The sequence below is a fragment of the Stenotrophomonas sp. FSL W7-1447 genome (assembly GCF_037966425.1).
Lineage (GTDB): Bacteria > Pseudomonadota > Gammaproteobacteria > Xanthomonadales > Xanthomonadaceae > Stenotrophomonas > Stenotrophomonas pavanii.
Genome location: NZ_CP150199.1, coordinates 3267741 through 3285729 on the forward strand (window position 1 = coordinate 3267741; position 17989 = coordinate 3285729).

The 17989-nt window shown below is 68.7% G+C and carries 13 protein-coding genes; 1 reads left to right on the forward strand and 12 read right to left on the reverse strand.

The window, feature by feature from the left end; genetic code table 11:
• Positions 1-70 precede the first annotated feature (70 nt).
• The 3 genes from trpA to trpB are packed head-to-tail and all read right to left on the reverse strand — an operon-like array spanning position 71 to position 2776.
• Positions 71-880 (reverse strand): tryptophan synthase subunit alpha, encoded by an 810-nt coding sequence (gene trpA, locus NSQ78_RS15395; RefSeq protein ID WP_064238931.1) that lies wholly within the window; start codon positions 878-880, stop codon positions 71-73.
• 1 nt (position 881) lies between these two features.
• Positions 882-1562 (reverse strand): hypothetical protein, encoded by a 681-nt coding sequence (locus NSQ78_RS15400; RefSeq protein WP_064238932.1) that lies wholly within the window; start codon positions 1560-1562, stop codon positions 882-884.
• Positions 1559-2776 carry a tryptophan synthase subunit beta gene (trpB, locus tag NSQ78_RS15405; RefSeq protein WP_053460952.1) on the reverse strand — a complete coding sequence of 406 codons (1218 nt, stop codon included), beginning with the start codon at positions 2774-2776 and terminating at the stop codon, positions 1559-1561. The genes NSQ78_RS15400 and trpB overlap by 4 nt, the downstream gene beginning before the upstream one ends.
• 97 nt (positions 2777-2873) lie before the next feature.
• On the opposite strand from trpB, the gene NSQ78_RS15410 reads away from it, so the two are divergent.
• On the forward strand, positions 2874-3761 hold the full coding sequence (locus NSQ78_RS15410) for a LysR family transcriptional regulator (protein ID WP_064238933.1): 888 nt from the start codon (positions 2874-2876) through the stop codon (positions 3759-3761).
• A gap of 73 nt (positions 3762-3834) precedes the next feature.
• Here NSQ78_RS15410 and NSQ78_RS15415 read toward each other — a convergent pair whose 3' ends face one another.
• The 9 genes from NSQ78_RS15415 to NSQ78_RS15455 all read right to left on the reverse strand — a co-directional run bounded on the left by NSQ78_RS15415 (position 3835) and on the right by NSQ78_RS15455 (position 17893).
• Positions 3835-4944: a toxic anion resistance protein gene (locus NSQ78_RS15415; protein WP_064238934.1), complete on the reverse strand. Its 1110-nt coding sequence runs from the start codon at positions 4942-4944 to the stop codon at positions 3835-3837.
• A gap of 44 nt (positions 4945-4988) precedes the next feature.
• The gene (locus tag NSQ78_RS15420) at positions 4989-5690 is read right to left on the reverse strand and encodes a hypothetical protein (protein WP_194434388.1); all 702 of its coding nucleotides are present in this window, start codon (positions 5688-5690) and stop codon (positions 4989-4991) included.
• 2 nt (positions 5691-5692) lie between these two features.
• The gene (locus NSQ78_RS15425; protein WP_064238935.1) at positions 5693-11080 is read right to left on the reverse strand and encodes a DNA repair ATPase; all 5388 of its coding nucleotides are present in this window, start codon (positions 11078-11080) and stop codon (positions 5693-5695) included.
• A gap of 85 nt (positions 11081-11165) precedes the next feature.
• Complete coding sequence (locus NSQ78_RS15430) at positions 11166-13184, reverse strand: hypothetical protein (protein ID WP_053460957.1); 2019 nt, start codon at positions 13182-13184, stop codon at positions 11166-11168.
• Complete coding sequence (locus NSQ78_RS15435) at positions 13181-13855, reverse strand: hypothetical protein (RefSeq protein WP_064238936.1); 675 nt, start codon at positions 13853-13855, stop codon at positions 13181-13183. The genes NSQ78_RS15430 and NSQ78_RS15435 overlap by 4 nt, the downstream gene beginning before the upstream one ends.
• A 168-nt stretch (positions 13856-14023) precedes the next feature.
• Positions 14024-14680, reverse strand: coding sequence for a phosphoribosylanthranilate isomerase (locus NSQ78_RS15440; RefSeq protein WP_049414718.1), 657 nt, complete (start codon positions 14678-14680; stop codon positions 14024-14026).
• Complete coding sequence (truA, locus tag NSQ78_RS15445; RefSeq protein ID WP_064238937.1) at positions 14677-15447, reverse strand: tRNA pseudouridine(38-40) synthase TruA; 771 nt, start codon at positions 15445-15447, stop codon at positions 14677-14679. The genes NSQ78_RS15440 and truA overlap by 4 nt, the downstream gene beginning before the upstream one ends.
• A gap of 32 nt (positions 15448-15479) precedes the next feature.
• Positions 15480-15842, reverse strand: coding sequence for a VOC family protein (locus tag NSQ78_RS15450; protein ID WP_149901961.1), 363 nt, complete (start codon positions 15840-15842; stop codon positions 15480-15482).
• A 26-nt stretch (positions 15843-15868) separates the two neighbouring features.
• Positions 15869-17893, reverse strand: a complete 2025-nt coding sequence (locus NSQ78_RS15455; RefSeq protein ID WP_149901962.1) for a FimV/HubP family polar landmark protein — start codon at positions 17891-17893, stop codon at positions 15869-15871.
• Positions 17894-17989: the final 96 nt, after the last annotated feature.

Consider the following 17989-nt stretch of genomic DNA (forward strand, 5'->3'; position numbering starts at 1 on the left):
GCCGGCCGCTGGCCGGCAGCCTTTGCACGCGCGCCCTCAGGAGGATGCCGGCCGGCGGCCGGCACGACCATTACGCGTCCAGCGCCTGCCGCAGCGGGGCCAGGAAAGCGCGGGCACGCTGCGCGGCCTCTTCAGCCGAGCCCGCTTCGGCCAGCGCCGCCACCAGCGCGCTGCCCACCACCACGCCGTCCGCCTGGCGGGCCATGGCTGCGGCACTGGCGGCATCCTTGATGCCGAAGCCCGCCACCACCGGCACCGACGCGCGCGCGCGCAACGCCTGCAGGCGGGCACTGGCGGCATCGCTGTCCAGGCGCTCGGACGCGCCGGTGACACCGGCAAAGCTGACGTAATAGAGATAGCCACGGGCCAGCGCCAGCAGCTTGTCGGCACGTGCTTCGCTGGTGGTCGGCGATGCCAGCAGGACCAGCGCAAGGCCGGCGGCGTCGAACGCCTGCTGGGCCTCGCCCGCCTCTTCCGGCGGCAGGTCGACCAGCAGCACGCCGTCCACGCCGGCGTCGACGGCGGCCTTGGCGAAGGCCGCGTAGCCGTGGATCTCCACCGGGTTCAGGTAGCCCATCAGCACCACCGGGGTCTGCGCATCGCGCTCGCGGAACTGCGCCACGGCCTGCAGTACGTAGCGGCTGCCTGCACCGCGGGCCAGCGCGCGCTCGGAGCTGCGCTGGATGGTCGGGCCGTCGGCCATCGGGTCGGAGAACGGCACGCCCAGTTCGATCACGTCGGCACCGGCCTCGACCAGCGCGTGCATGACCGGCACGGTGGCCTCCAGCGACGGATCACCGGCCGTGACGAAGGGAATCAGCGCCTTGCGCTGCTGATCGCGCAGTCGCTTGAAACAGGCATCGAGTCGGGATACGGACATTTCAGGCACATCCTTCAATCAGTTCAATCGCATCGCTGGTTCCCCAGTACATCCGGGTGACCCGCCCTTCAAACAGTTCCACGCGGATACCCAGGTCCGAACCGGGGTCCTGCCAGGTGAGGTACTCGCCCTGGTCACCGTCGTAGGCATGCGGGCTGGATACCGGCGGCTTCGGGAACTGGGCCATGGCCTGGGCGCGGGTCATGCCGACGCGCAGGCCGAACGGACCGGGCTGCGGCGTGGGCGCGCCGCTCTCCGGATCCCGTCCGAGGTCGAAACGGACGACGCGATCTTCATCGGTCATCATCGACACGCCGGGCGGCAGCCCCTTGCCGTCGTAATACTCGCAACTGCCGCCCATGGCTTCGACGGCGCCCTGTGCCGTCCACGGCCCGAGGGCCTGCAGATCGCTCATGTGCTGGCCGATCAGCACCTCGCCGGCATGGTCCAGCGCCACTGAGGCCACCGCGGGCGCATCATCGCCGTCCGTGCCTTCCACCGGTGGCGGATCGACAATCGGCGTGCGTGCGATCGGGTCGAGGTCGTCGTTGGCGGCCGGCTGCTGTGCCGGCTGCGTGGTGGCCCTGGCGGCCGGCGCCAGCACCGGCGGCTCCGGCGGCTGGCACGCGGCCAACCCCAGCGCCAGCAGCAGCACGCCACTGTTGCGCAGCAACGCGCTCACAGCACAAGCCCTTCGCGCGCGGCGATGGTGTGCACGTCCTTGTCGCCACGGCCGGACAGATTGCACAGCACGATCTGGTCACGCGGACGCTCGCGCGCCAGCTTGATCGCCTGCGCCAGCGCATGGCTGGACTCCAGTGCCGGCAGGATGCCCTCGGTATGCGCCAGCAGGTGGAACGCCTGCAGCGCTTCGTCATCGGTGATGCCGAGATAGCGGGCGCGGCCGGTGTCGGCCAGGAACGCGTGCTCCGGGCCAACGCCCGGATAGTCCAGGCCGGCCGACACCGAATGGGTCTCGATGATCTGGCCGTCGTCGTCGCACAGCACATAGGTGCGGTTGCCATGCAGCACGCCCGGGCGACCGGCAGCGATCGATGCGGCGTGGCGCCCGGTGCTGATGCCGTCACCGGCGGCCTCGGCACCGACGATCTCGACCTGGCGGTCGTTGAGGAAGGCATGGAACAGGCCGATGGCATTGCTGCCGCCGCCGACGCAGGCGGTGATCGCATCGGGCAGGCGTCCATACTCGGCCAGCATCTGCTCGCGTGCCTCGCGGCCGACGATGGCATTGAAGTCGCGCACCATGCGCGGATAGGGATCCGGGCCGGCGACCGTACCGATGATGTAGAAGGTGTCCTGCACGTTGGTCACCCAGTCGCGCATCGCTTCGTTGAGCGCATCCTTCAACGTGGCCGAACCGGAAGTGACCGGCACCACCGTCGCGCCGAGCAGCTTCATGCGGTAGACGTTGATCTTCTGCCGCTCGATGTCGGTGGCGCCCATGTACACCACGCATTCCAGGCCCAGCCGCGCGGCAACGGTGGCGCTGGCCACGCCGTGCTGGCCGGCACCGGTCTCGGCGATGATGCGCTTCTTGCCCATCCGCGCCGCCAGCAGCGCCTGGCCGATGGTGTTGTTGATCTTGTGCGCGCCGGTGTGGTTCAGGTCTTCGCGCTTGAGCAGGATCTGCGCACCGCCCACATGGTCGCTCAGGCGCTGGGCGTGGTAGATCGGGCTCGGCCGGCCCACGTAGTGGGCCAGGTCGCGGTCGTAGGCCGCCTGGAACGCCGGGTCCTGGCGGGCCTGGTCATAGGCCTGGGCCAGTTCCTGCAGCGGGCCGACCAGGGTTTCGGCGACGAAGCTGCCGCCGTAGCGGCCGAAATGGCCGTGGGCATCCGGGAAGGCGTGGTAGTCGGCAATGGGGGAGGCAGACATGGAAGCGACCGCAGGTTCGAGACAGGTTGATACTCTAGCGCACGGGTCATGACCGGAAAATGGATATTATCTGGCGAATATCGTCAGGAAATCTCACATGAGCCGTTCCCTGCTGCCACCGCTCAATGCGCTGCGCGCGTTCGAGGCCACCGCCCGCCTGGGCGGCGTTGGCCGCGCCGCGCAGGACCTGCATGTCACCCACGGCGCGGTCAGCCGGCAGCTGAAACTGCTGGAAGACCACCTCGGCCTGGCACTGTTCCAGCGCGCCGGTCGTGGCCTGCGCCTGACCGCTGCGGGCACGCGCCTGCAGGCAGCATGCAGCGACGCGTTCGGCGGCATCGAAGACTGCGTGCGGGAACTGCGGCGACCGGCGGCGGCCCCGGCGCTGGTGCTGGGCTGCAGTGGCAGCGTGCTGGCCCGCTGGATGATCCCGCGCCTGCCCGCGCTGCAGGCCGCCCTGCCCGGCGTGCGCCTGCAGTGGTCGGCACTGGATGGCAGCTTCACCGAGGCGCAGGCAGCGCTGGATGCGGTGCTGCTGCTGGCCCAGGGGCCGTGGCCGCGCGGTTGGCAGGTGCGTGAGCTGGCGCCGGAACGGGTTGGCGTGGTGGTGGCGCCATCGCATCCGGCCGCGCAGCGCCTGCGACATGTACCGCCCTCGGCACTGCTGCAGGAGACGCTGCTGCACACCAGCTCACGACCGCAGGCGTGGCCAGCGTGGGCGCAGGCACAGGGTCTGGACGTGTCGAAGCTGCAGCTGGGTACTGCCTTCGAGCACCTGTACTACCTTCTGGAGGCGGCCGTGGCCGGGCTGGGCCCGGCGATCGCGCCAGAGCCGCTGGTGGCCGAGGACCTGGCGGCGGGCCGACTGATTGCCCCGTGGGGATTTTCCGCCACCGGTGGCTTCTGGGTGCTGGCACGGCCGGATGGACCGGCAGATGCGCGCGTGGACGCGCTGGCCGACTGGGTGGCCGCGCAACTGCGCTGACAACAAAAAGGGGACGGAGGGGATTAAGTCGCAAGTGGCACAAACGACTTAACTCCCTCCGTCCCATTTTTTTTCAGCTGGCAGTCGGGGTGGCCAGTCGCTGCTGCAGGTCTTCGCGCAGGCGCGACAGCTCGACTTCGGCCTGCTGCCGCTGCTGCATTCCTTCGCGATGGATGCTGCGCACTTCCTCGACCGTGGCGATCAACTGGTCGTGCACGTGGCGCAGCGTGGCCACGTCGATCACGCCGCGCTGGTTGCTGCGTGCGGTATCGACCGAGGCCTGGCGCAGCAGGTCGGCGTTGCGGCGCATCAGCTCGTTGGTGGCATCGTCGATGGCGGTGGACAGCTCGACCGCGGCCTTCTGCTCACCCAGCGAAAGCTGGATGGCGAACTGGCGCTTCCACGACGGGATGGTGATCTCGCGCACCGTGTTGAATTTCTCGATCAGCTGCAGCGCGTTGGCCTGGATCAGGCGGATCATCGGCAGCGACTGGTCGGCCGCATGCTGCATCAGCTGCAGGTCGGACACGCGCTTTTCGAGGAGGCGGATCGCGTTGTCGACTTCGCCCTGGCGGATGCGCTGCTGCGGATCCTCACTGCCCTGCCCGGCCTGCTGCTCGGCCTGCAGTTCGGCCAGGCGCTGCTTGCCGGCCGCAGCATACAGGCCCAGCGCATGGCGTTCTTCGCGGACGATGTCGTGCATGCGGTCGAACTCGCCCACGCGCTTGCCCATCAACGCCTGCTGCACACCGACATCACCCAGCAGCTGCTCGATCTGCGCATTGGTGTCGCTGAACTTCTGCACCAGCTCGCCCTTGGATACGCGCAGGCGGTCGATCAGGGCACCGATCACCGGCACCTTCGACCGCTGCGCGAAGCCGTCCAGCTTCAGGCTGCGCGCGATGCGCACCACTTCGCCCAGTTTCTCGCCGCTGGCATCGAGGTCACGATTGCGCACCTGGTCCAGCAACTGGCTGGAAAACGCTGCGGTGCGCGTGGCCGCTTCGCGACCGAAGACCTGCAGGTTGCCCGGGCGCAGGTCATCCAGCTCCAGACGGATCTCGGCGATGCGCGGCAGATCCTCGCGGACCAGGCCAAGCGCCTGCAATACGCCTTCATCGAGCGGAGCGACGGTGGTCGTGCCGGGCACGAGGGCACCGGGGGTCTGGCTGTCCTGGGTCATCGGGCAGTCTCCTTGCAGTTGGGTAAGCGGCAGCGGCGGCCGGCTCAAGGCAGTCTAGCCTGAGCCGCCGCGACCTCGTCATCGATTTGTGCGTGCAGCGTGGCGGCCTTCGCCGCCAATGTGGCGCCGGCCGCAGCCTGGCCCGCCGCAGCGGCCTGCCGCCAGGCTGGCAACAGGACGTCATGGATGCGCGCGAAGCGTTGCAGCAGCACGTTGTCCTGGTCCTGCAGGAGCTGCCACTGGCCGGCCTCGAGACGGCGCAGCGTGGCCAGCCGGCGCAGATGATCGAGCCGTTGCGACAGCGCGGCCTGGCCGGCGATATCCAGCGACGCCAGCCGCACCGCTGCCAGCTCGACCCAGGCGTCCAGCGCTGCGGCCGCCGCTGAATGTCCGGCAATGGCCATGGCCCGCAGCTGCAGCTGCCGCTGCAGCTGCTGGGCCTGCTCGCGCGCCTGCAGGGCCAGCACGCCCAGTTGCGACTGCAGCGCACGTGCTTCCGCCTCGCGATCGACATCGCGCCCCAGCAGGCGGCCCCACCAGCCCGCCTGCCGCCGGATCTGCGCCGGGTTATCGGCCTGCAGGGCCAGCGCGATGCGTGCCAGTGCGGCCACCAGGCCTGCACCCGCGCCCGGCGGCAACGGTGTTTCGCGCCGCGCCAGCGCCTGCAGCAACGGCGCACCATAGCCGGCCAGCACGGCGACATCGGCCGTGTCCGGCAAGCTCGGTGGCGGCAGTGGCGCCTGCATGGTCACGGCAGCGGCGGCGGCTGCGGTGTCGTTGCTGGAATCTCCTCACTGTCGTCCGGCGGCAACGACTCGCCGTAGAAGTGACGCATCAGGGCCTCATCCAGCGCGCGCTCCTCCGGCGTCGTGGCACGGCGCACACGCGCACGCTGCGCCACCGCACTGTTCGGCACCCCACGCTCGACCTGCTGCCGCGCCCAGCCGGCGAACGCGGCCAGGGTCTGCGACACCTGTGCCTGCTGCGCCTGCGATGCCGCCAACAGTTCCACCAACGGTGCCAGGCCAGCCTGCAGGTCGTCGGCCAGGACCGTCGTCGGCACACTGGCGGCTGCCGCGACCGGCACCGGCGCGGCGGCCGGACGTGTTTCAGAAAGACGATGCAGGGCCTCCAGCAACGCCGGCCACGGTGCCGGGTCGGCAACGGCAATCGCTTCCGGCGCCGACGGTGGAAGCTGCAGGGCGGTGGCGATGTCGGCCAGCTGCGCGACCACGCGCCCGCCGACATCGCTGTCGTCGGCCCCCATGGCCTTGTTGCGCAGGAAGTCGCGCTTGATCTGCGCCCAGCGTTGCGCCTGCGTGTCGTCCAGCACGCCGCGCAATTCGGCCAGCTTCAACAGGTTTTCTTCGGCGCCGGTAGTCAGCAGCTGTGCCTCGCCCAGGTAGTGGTCGGAGATCAACTGCTGCAGCTCGTCCTCGTTCATCACCGGCGAGATCTTCTCGGCCAGCTTGTTCATGTTGCGGTAGCTACCCTGCAGCCGGAACGGCGGCTCGGTGCGGTAGCGGTCGTCCTGCGCGGCACTGGCGATGTACTGCTGGTTGACGCGGTAGACCACGTCGCGCACGCGCAGCATGCGCTGCAGGGTGGCGGTGATTTCGTTGATCTCCGCGCTGCTGTAGGCGTGGCTGAGGCCGTTGGTCGAGACCTCCTTGCCCATCGCCCGGTCGACCAGCGTGTACAGGTCAGCCATGTCGCGCGTAGCCAGCGGCGCCAGCACCGGGTTGGAGGTCAGGCTGTTCTCGATGTAGCTGAGGGTAAAGGCCGCCTCCATGCCACCGAGCACATCACCCAGGTTGTAGATGTCGGCACGGTTGGCCAGCATGTCCGGGATCTTGAACACCTCGCCGGACTCGGTGTACGGGTTGCCGGCCATCACCACGCAGAACTTCTTGCCACGCATGTCGTACGTACGGGTGCGACCGCGCCACACACCCTCGATACGGCGGGTGCCATCGCACAGCGAGATGAACTTCTGCAGGAACTCGGGATGGGTGTGCTGGATGTCGTCCACATACAGCATGGTGTTGTTGCCCATTTCCAGCGCCAGGTTGAGTTTCTCCAGCTCCTGCCGCGAGGTCGCATCCGGTGCCTGGGCCGGGTCCAGCGAGCGCACCTCGTGACCCAGCGCCGGGCCGTTGATCTTCATGAAGACCAGGCCCAGGCGGTGCGCCACGTATTCCATCAGCGTGGTCTTGCCGTAGCCGGGCGGCGAAATCATCATCAGCAGGCCCATCAGGTCGCTGCGCTTGTTCTCGCCGACCGTACCCATCTGCTTGGCCAGGTTGTCACCGATCACGCCCAGGTAGACATCGTTGATCAGCTTGTTGCGTACGAACGAGGACAGCGGCCGCGCCTTGAACTCGGAAAGCCGCAGGGTCTCGCGCTCGCGGCCGATGATGCCCTGGCGCAGCGCCTGATAGGCATGGAACGCTGGCACGAAATGACGCAGGTGCTGCTTCAGGCGCGCCAGGAAATCATCCAGCGATACCACCAGCGTGCCGTTGCTGATGCGGGCGTGTTCACCCAGCAGGCCACTGACCTCCGCCTGCAGCGCGGCGTCGCTGGCACGGGTGCGCAGTTGACGCTGCACCAGCAGCAGTGCTGCAGCCTCGTCGACATAGCCGGCATGCGGGGCATGCGCCGGCATCCGCGCCAGCGCCCGCAGCCACTGCCCGGCCAGCGCCCAGCGCGTGGCCAGCGGATCCTGGCTGCGCTGCAGGGCGCGTTCGACCGCCTCGCGTTGCCCGGCCTGTTCCAGCTGCCGAGCCAGTGCCTCCAGCAGCGCTACCGCATGGCGGCTGCTGCTGAACACCGGCTCGCCGGCCGCCAGTTCCTCGCCCAGATAGGCGGCCGCGGCCTCTGCGGCATCGGCATCGAACGGCAACGCGTGGGATTGCGCATACGCCAGCAGTGCCTCGGCCATTTCCGCACGCAACGCCAGGCGCCCTTCGTCGGACCCCAGCAGCCGTGCCAGCGCTTCAGCCCCCATCTGGCGGGCCGGCCATTGCGCCACCGCTTCGTGCCGCTGCTCGGCAGCCCAGAACAGTACCGCCAGCGCACGCACCCGCGGTGCATGGCGCAGGCTGCCGGCCGCCTGCTGCAACGGCAGCAACGCACGCAGGATCAGCGCGGCATCATGGTCATGGATGCCGCGCTCGTAGCCTTCGCGGTGGCGCGGTGCGGCGAACGCACGCACGCGCTGGTCCAGTGCTTCGGGCGTGGCGACGTCGTGCTGCAGCGTGGCCAGATCAAGGCCGTCGCTCCCCTCCTGCGCGGCCATCAACAGGCTGCCGGCCAGATACTCGCCGCGATACAGTGCAGGTGATTCGGAGTCCAGGGTGACCGGCCAGAACGGCTTCAGCGCATCCAGCTCCGGATCGTGCAGGGTCTCCAGGAAGTCGGTGCCGGTCAGATGGATCGCCAGCGTGTCACCACGCGGCAGCAGGGTCAGGTCCAGTGCCTGGGTGTTGACGCTGAAGCGATGACGCGGCCCCAGCCGCACCACGTTGCCGCCTGCTTCGTACAGATCACTGCGGTCACGCAGCTGACGCACCGCCTGGTCACGCACACCCTTCAGGCGTGCTTCGATGTCGTCGGCCTTGACGTTGTCATGCAACGCGCGCAGGCGTTCGGCCAGCTCACGCAGCTTGAGGATCAGCGGATCGCCGGCAAAGAACGCATTGAGCTCATCGGCGGTGGCGAAGCGCTCGGTGCGCTTGGCCAGGCCATCGAGGATGCGGCTGGCTGCATCCAGCACCGAACGTGCCTTGCGCTGGCGGTCATCCAGCAGTGCCTGCTTGTGCGTTTCGAAGGCTTCAACCAGCTCTTCGCGCTTGCTCAGGATGTCGCCGAGGAACTGCTCGTGTTCGCCGAACTGGCTCTCCAGCTCCTCCAGCTGCACCAGCAGGCGAGACAGCTGCTCGTCGGCACGCTCCGGATCCGTGGCCAGCGCCAGCGCGCTGGTGATCGACTGCGAGAACAGCGCGAACTGCGCGGCGAACTGCGCCACGGCCTCGGCTGAACCGAGCGACCTGCGGCGCTGATCGGCACGCGCGCGGGCCTGGTTGAGGCGACCGTACAGCACCGAAATGGACTCGACCACGCGGGTGCGGGCGGTGGCATCGTCCACCTTCAGGCCGGCCATCAGTTCGGACAGCATATCCAGATCGGCCGCCATCCCGCGCAGCCCTTCCAGCTGCTCATCCAGCTGGCAGGCACTCTGCGCCTGCTGCGCAGCTTCATCCAGGGCCTGCAGGCGCGTGGTCAGCGGCATCAGCGCGGCATCGCCGGCGAGGAAGTCACCCGTGGCGGCGCCGACATGATCCTGCGCCTCCACCAGCTCGGCCGTCATCGTCTCGATACGCGCGGTGTCGATGTAGCGCAGCTCGCGGATGGTCAGCAGCCGTCCGCGCAATGCGGTGATCGCATTGAGGGCCTCGACGAAGGCCTGCACCTCGTTCCAGTTCTGCGGCTGCAGCCGGCCCAGCAGCGCCTTGTGCGCGGCCTCTGCCTCGACCATCGCCTGCGCCGACTGCTGGCGGATCGACTGCACCTTCTCGTACTCGTCCAGCACCGATTCGCCGGTGGCGCTGATCTGCCGCAGCAGCGCCTCGGCGCCATCGCAGGCCGCGTCACCCAACCAGTGGTGGGCATCGAACAGGCGCCGGGTGTCGGCCACCAGGCGCTGGTAGCGCTGCACCGACACGTCCTGGCCATCAATCTCGCGCGCCAGGTTGAACAGGTTGGAAATGCCGCGCACCAGTTCGGCGTTGCCGATGCGGCCCATGAAGGTGTTGCCGGGCGGTCGGCTGGCGGCAAACTCATCACTGCTGAACGGGGTCTGCCAGACCTGCATCGGATGGATGCGGGTCGGTTCGCTGCCTTCGGCATGGAACAGCACCATGCGCCCGTCCTGCATCAAGGCGTAGCCATGGCCGAACACCGGGTTCTGCAGCACGCGCTGGATGGTGTTGTAGACGAACAGCGCCGAGCGCCCACCTTCGCGCTCATAGAAGATGTACAGCACGTCCTCGCCATTCGGTGAACGGATGCTGCGCTTGAACTGCATCCCGGCCATCGAGGCGTCGAATGCCTTGTGCTCGCCGCCCTGCAGGTAATAGCCACCCGGGAAGATCACGCCGTGGTCTTCGGGCAGCTGCACGCAGGCCTGCACGATCGCATCGTTGCGCACGATGCCGCCGGTCAGCGTGTTGTAGATCAGGCCGCGCCACTCTGTCTCGCGGTATGGCAGCACCTTCAACAGCACCAGCGAACCGACCCGGGCGAACTCGAACTGGGCGTCGTCCAGCGACTGCGTGCTGTCCTCGACCGGTTCGCTGTAGATGCCCTGCCCGGTCTCGGTATTGTTCTCGACCTTGATGGTGAGGTCGCCGCCGGTGGTCTCCACGAACAGGGTGTCGAGGATGTTCAGGTGCGAATGGCGGCCGTTGACCGCCAGGTCGCGGGTCGCCCGGGTCCATTCGAAGTCGAACGGCGGCGGCAGTGCGATATCCCGCTCGCCGCGCGCATCCAGATAGGTCAGTTCGCCATCGCGCGACAGCGCCCAGCGGAACACGCGCACGTCGCTGCTGCGCTCGCCGATCTGGAACGAGGCCAGCAGCTTGTCGCCCACCACGATCAGCTGCAGCAGGCGTGCGTGCTTGTAGTAGGCATACAGCTCGTTGAAATCGTGCACGAAGCCCGGCTGGTCGAGGAAGCTGCCCTTCAGCTCCAGCGCAGCGACGTCGTAGCCGTCGCTGCCCTGCACCAGCCGGTACAGGCCGAACACATCTTCGATGCGGGTCTGGGTCTTCAGCCCGATGAATACGTTGTAGCCGAACAGCAGGCGGTCCGGGCCCACCTGCACGATGTCACGGCCGACGCAGTTGTTCTCGCTGCGGATACGGAAACGCCCGACCACTTCCAGGCGGCTGTCGCCGAACTCGGCCAGGCGCTGGCGGTTGAGCGTCTCGGCCAGGCCCTGCAGGCGCTGGCCCTGCTCGGCCAGGCGACGCCGCAGGACTTCATAGGCGCCACCCTGGGCAACGGCCTGGTCGACGGTGTTGCCGCCGGCCTCCGGCGCGGTGGATTCGGCGGACGGATGGGTTTCAGACATCAGCAGGCTTCCGGCTCACGGGCGGACGGCCGCGGTTGCGGCCGGCGCGGGCGGGCGGTGGCCGCAGCGGCCACCGCCCGATGCATCAACGGGCGCTGTCGACCACGGTGGCCGACACGGTCGGCACCGCGTCGGCATCCTCGGCGATCTGGCGCGGTGCCGGTTCGGCCACGGCCACGCCCAGGTAGCGCTGCATCAGCTCCTGCACGATCGGGCTCTTGCCGGCAAAGCCTTCGATCGACTTGCCCAGCGACACCGCCTTGACCAGGTTCTCGAACATGCCGCCGTCGCCACCGACCAGATCGATATCGGCGTTGCGCAGCGCGCTGGCGATGACGTTGGCGTTCTCGCGCGAGACTTCCTTGCCGGCTTCGATCGAGGCCAGCGCCTGCTTCAGGCTGTTGTCCAGCATCATGCGGAACTCTTCGTGGCCACGTGCCTGGTCGCTCAGCGAAGCGATGGCTTCGAACTTGCGCACCAGGCCTTCGGCCTCGGCCAGCAGCTTCTTCTGCACCACGCCGGCCTCGGCGTTGCCCAGCGATTCGGTGGCGGTGGCACGGGCCAGGCCCATCTTCTCCTCACCCTGCGCCTGCGCCTGCAGGGTCTCGGCCAGCACGCGGGCTTCGTTGCTGCCCTGCTTCAGGCTGGCTTCGGCCTTGGCTTCGATCACGCGGGCCTCGGCGATGCCGACCTTCTCGATGGCCAGTGCCGAAGCTTCACGCACCTGCGCTTCGGCCAGGCCCGGCGCAGCCTGCTCGGCGCGCAGCGCGTCGGCCAGCAGGCGCTTGGCTTCGGCCTGCTTGCCGGCCGCTTCGTGTTCGGCCTGGGCCAGCGTGGTCAGTTCCACTGCGCGGTGCTTGGAGGCGGTTTCGCGCGCCTGCGCTTCCTTCACTTCGCGCACCAGCGATTCCTGTGCCTTGGCCTCGGCTTCCAGGATCAGCACCTGCTTCTGGCGGTCGGCCTCGGAGACCTCGCGCACTTCCTTGATGCGCTCTTCCTCCTGCGCCACGGTCTTGTCGATGGAGATGCGTTCGCGGGTGATGTTGGCCACGTCCATCTTGCCCTGCTCGACCACCTTGTCGCGCTCCACGCCCTGCAGCTGCACTTCGCGGTCGGTGGTGACCTGCTCAAGCTGGCGTGCGCGCTCCACGCGCTCGGCCTCGATGGCCACGGCACGCTGGCGGTTCTGCTCGGCCACTTCCACTTCGCGCAGGCGGTTCTGGTCGCGGATCTCGATCAGCTGCTGTGCTTCGATGCGGGCGTTCTCGGACAGCTGGCGCTGCTCTTCCTGCACCTTGGCGGTCTCGGCCTCCTCGCGCGCGCGGATGGTCTCGATCTCGCGCTTCTGGCGTGCTTCGGCTTCGGCCTGCTGGCGTTCCAGCGCCAGCAGCGCTTCACGCGCTTCCACGTTCTTCTTGGTGATGGCGAGCTTCTCGTTCTGCTCCAGCTCGTTGGTCACCACGTTCTGCGCGGCGGTCAGCTCGGTGATCTTGCGGATACCCTGCGCGTCAAGGATGTTGAACTGGTCCAGCAGCGCCTTCGGGGTCTGCTCCAGGTAATCGATCGCCACGTCTTCCAGCACATAGCCGTTGAGGTCGTTGCCGATCACCGCGATGATCTCGTCGCGGAACTCCTGGCGCTTCTCGAACAGTTCGGTGAAGTCGAACTTCTTGCCGACCGTCTTCAACGCTTCGGAGAACTTGGCGTTGAACAGCTCATCGACAGCATGCTTGTCCGACGCACGGTCGGCACCGATGGCCTTGGCCACGCGCAGCACGTCGGCCTGGGTCTCGTTCACCCGCAGGTAGAACGCCACGGCGATGTCGGCACGCATGTTGTCGCGGCAGATCAGGCCTTCCTTGCCACGGCGGTCGATCTGCAGGGTGATCAGGCTGATCCGCATCAGCTCGGCGCGGTACAGCACCGGGATGATCAGCGCACCGGTGAAGTGCACCTTGGGCGTGGAGCTCATGTCGTTGACGATCAGGGCCACGCCCTGGTCGACCTTGCGGTAGAAGGCCTTGAACAGCCCGGCCACGCCCAGCAGCAGGACGAGCAGGCCGCCGGCGACGGCCAGGAACGGTAAGAGGGATGCCAACGTCATTGATGAGTCTCCTTGTTGCCCGGAAGCAGGTTGTCCTGGAAATCGAGGGCGATCGCATCGGCGCGGACCACCCGGTAATAGTGTTGTTCGGCCACGTGCTCGACCAGCACGATGCGCTCGCCACGCTGCAGTTCGAGGTCGCTGCGGATCTGCAGCACCAGCCCGGCGCCGCCATCATCGACCGTGGCATGACCGCTGCGTGCGTCCACCTTCGGCGATGCGACCACGCCGGCCCGGCCCAGCAGCGATGCCTGCGGCACCGGCCGCAGGCGCAGCAGGAAGCGCCGGACCGGGCGCAGGATCAGCGCGGTGAGCGGTACCGCTGGCAGCGGTGCCAGCACCGCCACGAGCGTACCCAGGCCCCAGCGCAGCAGGTCCGGCAGCGGCAGCAGTACGGACAGATGGATGAAATAGGTGAGGAGCCAGCCGAACAGGCCCAGCAGGGTGACCACCACCATGATCGGGACGCCACCCAGGCCCCAACGCGCCAGCATGGCCGACAGGCCACTGAGGTCGGTCCCCGCCTCGAGCGCGCCGTCGGCGCCGAGATTGCCAAAACCGTCATCGACCAGGCCGAACGCCGCAACCGCCCAATACATCACCGACACCAACAGCAGAATGCTGTACGGCAGCGTCGGGTAACCGAGTACGACGGTGAGAAACTCCTGCATCGCTTGCCTTCCTGGGCTGTGGGCGGCGGCCGCCCGTTCGGGGCGCGCCGAGCGCGTCCCGTCGATCCCCGCGCCAGCCCTCATGGCAGGCGCGCTTGGGACCATCCTATGTGAAGAGTGCGTGCAGGCTCAAATCCAGGTCCAAATCACGACAGATAGTGACGCCAATCACTCCAGAACCGCGCAATCGGCCCGACGCACTTCTTCGACAAAGGTGCGCATCCTGTAGCCGTCCTTGATCCCCGGCTCCAGCTCGATGCCACTGGAGACATCCACGCCCCACGGCAGGGTGGCCAGCACCGCGTCGTAGACGTTTTCCGGGTTCAGGCCGCCGGCAAGCAGGAACGGCCGATGCAGGCCGGTCGGGATCCGTCCCCAGTCGAACGCCACGCCGGTGCCGCCACCGCCGCCCGGCGCGTGGCTGTCGAACAGGAAGCCCGCGGCGCTGGGGTAGCGCAGCTGCAGGGTGCGGGCGTTGATCTCTTCACGCCCGCCCATGGCGATCGCCTTCAGGTAGGGCATGTTGAAGCTGCGGCAGAAGCTCTCGTCTTCTTCGCCATGGAACTGCAGCAGGGTCGGGCGCACCGTGCGCAGCACCTCGCGCACCTCTTCCTTGCTGTTGTTGCGGAACAGCGCCACCACGTCGACCATCGGTGCGATCGCCTGGCGCATCGCGCGTGCCTCGGCCGGGGCGACCCGGCGGCTGCTTTCACGGGCGAAGATGAAACCCACCGCGTCCACGCCCAGTTCGCCGGCCAGGCGGACGTCGCCGGCCCGGGTCATGCCACAGAACTTGATGCGCGTGCGGTAGTAGGAGCGGCTCATAGCGTGACCTCGGCGGGCAGATGCCAGTTGTCGGGGTACAGGGGCCCAAGGAACACCAGGCCCTGCGGCGGTGCGGTGGGACCGGCTACGGTGCGATCGCGCCCGGCCAGCAGTTCGGCGATCCATTCCACCGGCTTCTCGCCACTGCCCACCAGGATCAGCGATCCGACGATATTGCGGACCATGTGATGAAGGAATGCATTGCCCTGCACGGCGACCTCGATCACCTCGCCCTGGCGGGTGACCTGCAGTGACTGCAGTTCGCGCCGCGCATGCAACGCCTGGCACTGCACCGAGCGGAACGCGCTGAAGTCGTTCTCGCCGAGCAGGGCCTGGCCGGCAGTGTGCATCAGCGTCTCGTCCAGCGCGCGGCGCTCCCAGCTGAGCGTCTGCCGCTGCAGCGCCGGCCGCACCTCGCGGTTGAGCAGGCGGTAGCGGTAGCGGCGCGCACGCGCCGAGAAACGGGCATGGAAGTCGTCGGCCACCGGCACGCACCAGCGCACCGCGACTGAGCGTGGCAGGCGGGTGGTGGTGCCCAGCATCCAGGCGCGCGGATCACGCGCCACGTCCGTATCGAAATGCACGACCTGGCACTGGCCGTGCACGCCGGCGTCGGTGCGGCCGGCACAGACCACCTGCAGCGGCGCGTCTGCGACCGACGACAGCGCCTGCTCAAGGCTGGCCTGCACGCTGGGGCCACCCTCGCCCAGGTTCTGCCAGCCCCTGAAATCGCTGCCGTCGTACTCGACGCCAAGCGCGTAACGCATGTGCTACCTCGATGTTGCGGGTGGGGCGGCGCTCAGGCCGGGTCGCGTTCGGACCAGACCGCCAGTTCGTTGCCACCAGGCTCGACGAACTGGAAACGGCTGCCCCCGGGGAAGGAAAACACCGGCCGCACGATCTCACCGCCAGCATCGCGCACCGCCGCTTCGATCGGCGCAAGCTGGTCGGCGTACAGCACCAGCAGCGGCGCACCGCTATCGCTGGCACGCTGTGACTGGCCGCGGAAAAAGCCGCCCTGCAGGCGGCCGTCGTCGAAGGCGGTGTAGTCGCTGCCGTAGTCGACGAACGACCAGCCGAACGCCTTCTCGAAAAAGGCGCGACTGGCCGCAGGATCCGTCGAGGCGAATTCAACATAGTCGATGCGGCGCTCGCGGCTCATGGCAGGGTCCTTGTGGGCGGAATCGGTCACGGCAGCCGGGCCAGCAGTTCGCGGGCCTGGGCCTGGCAGTGCAGGTCACCGCCGTCGGCGACTTCCTGCAGCAGCGTACGCGCGGTCTGGGCATCGCCCAGGTCGAGATAGGCGATGGCCAGTTCCAGGCGCTCCTGCCCGGCCCGCGGTGCCCAGCCGGCATCAGCGGCCGATGCAGCAGTGCCTTGTTCATGCACCGGTGCGGCCGGCGCGTCCTCCGGCACCGCCGGCGCATCCTCGCTGCCAGGATGCTCGGCCGGCAGGTCGAACACGCCGCGGAACTGCGGCTGCTGCTCGGCGTGCAGCGCGTAGTCCGGCACGGCCACCTCGTCAGCGGCCACGTGCGCGACCGGCTCATCCTGCACGGCGTCGGCCGGCACGGAATCGTCCTGCGTGGCCGCCGGCTCGTCCCAGCGAGGCAGGTCGGTCACGGCCTCGGGCAGCGCCACCACCTCGTCATCGCGCAGCGTCTGCGCCTGCCAGTCCGCCTGTGCATCCAGGTCGGCAGCGGAGGCGGCAGCCACTTCATCCTGCGCCGCGCGCTCGGTCGCCCAGGCCGGCATCGCCGGCTCCTGGCGCCCCCCCTCGGTCGCCACCGAGGACCATGAGGACTGCTCGGCCAGTGTATCCAGCGCAGCGCCCGCCGGAACCGCAGCGGCCAGGCCGGCGGCATCGTCTTCTTCGCGCAGCGGCGGCAGCGGCGACGGCTTGCGTCGACGCAGCAGCCAGGCCGCGCCGGCTGCCAGCAGCAGCACCGGCAGCCCCAGCCAGTACCACGGTGTTGCCGCATCGCGGGCACCCGGTGCCTGCGCCAGGCGCTGCTGCGCGGCGGCCAGGTCGTTGTCCTTCATCGCGATCAGCGACCGCTGCTGTTCCTTGAGTTTTTCCAGGTCGGCCACGCGCTGCTTGAGCTCGCCGATCTCGGCATCGCGGGTCGCGATGTCCTCGCGTGCCTGGCGCAGTTGTTCGTTGCCCAGCATGTCACCCTCGCTGCCGGCTGCAGTGCCGGTGGTTGTGCCCGCATGCGCGGCGTCGGAGGCCAGCGCCGGAGCGATTTCAAGTCGTGCCCCATTGGCCGCAGCCGGGGAAGAAGCGTTCGCGGTCGCCGCCGTGGCGGCCGGGGCGACGCTGCCCGCCGGTTGCGGCACGGTGCGCGCCTGCCGCCACTGTGCGGCATGCTCACGCACCAGCGCGGCGGCCTCGGCGGCATCAACGGCCGCCAGTGCATCGCTACCGGGCATGCGCAGCACGGCGCCCTGTTTGAGCAGGTTGACGTTGCCGCGGATGAAGGCTTCCGGGTTGGCCCGCAGCAGGGCGATCATCGCGCGGTCGCGGCTGACCTGGTTGCCGCGGGCCACCGCGCTGGCGATCTGCGACAGGGTCTGCCCGCGCTGGACGGTGACGCTGCCATCGGCCGCCGGCGCCGTGACCGGCGCAGCCGCTGCACGGGGGCGCGGCGCGGGCACCGGCGCAGCGGCGGTGGACGGTGCAGGCGCGCGGGCGTCGTCCGCAGGGGCAGGCGCCGCGGTCGGCTCGCGCGCGATGGTGTTGGACAGGCTGCCGGCCGGCGCGACGATTTCCGGTTCGGCCACCGCCAGTGCACTGGAGGGTGCATCGACCAGCGCCGAGTACTCGCGGACCAGCCGGCCCTGGCCCCAGTCGGCCTCGATCAGGAAGCTCAGCGACGGCGTCTCGACCGGCGTCTGCGAGGTCACCCGCACCACTGCCCTGCCCTGCGCGTTGCGGGTCAGCTCGAACTGCAGTTCGCTGACCAGCCCGGTCGGGCGCTGCAGGCCAACGCGTTCGAAGGTGACCGGAGAGGCCAGCGCGACACGCAGGTTCTCCAGCTCGGACGGATCGGCCGAGACCACCGGGATTTCGGCCAGCAGGGGCTGGCCCGGCTTGGACAGGACACGGATGTCGCCCAGGCCCAGGGCCAGCGCCGAACTGCTGGCCAGGGCCAGCAGCGCAGTGGATAGATAGAGGAGCGGGCGCTTTGCGCCCCTGGCCCGTTTATTCATGGGCGACACTATAAAGCGTGCGGACCGCGGTCCGCATCCATCGAGAGGGACCTTCGGTAGTGCCGGCCGCTGGCCGGCAGACACGCACGCCCCCAT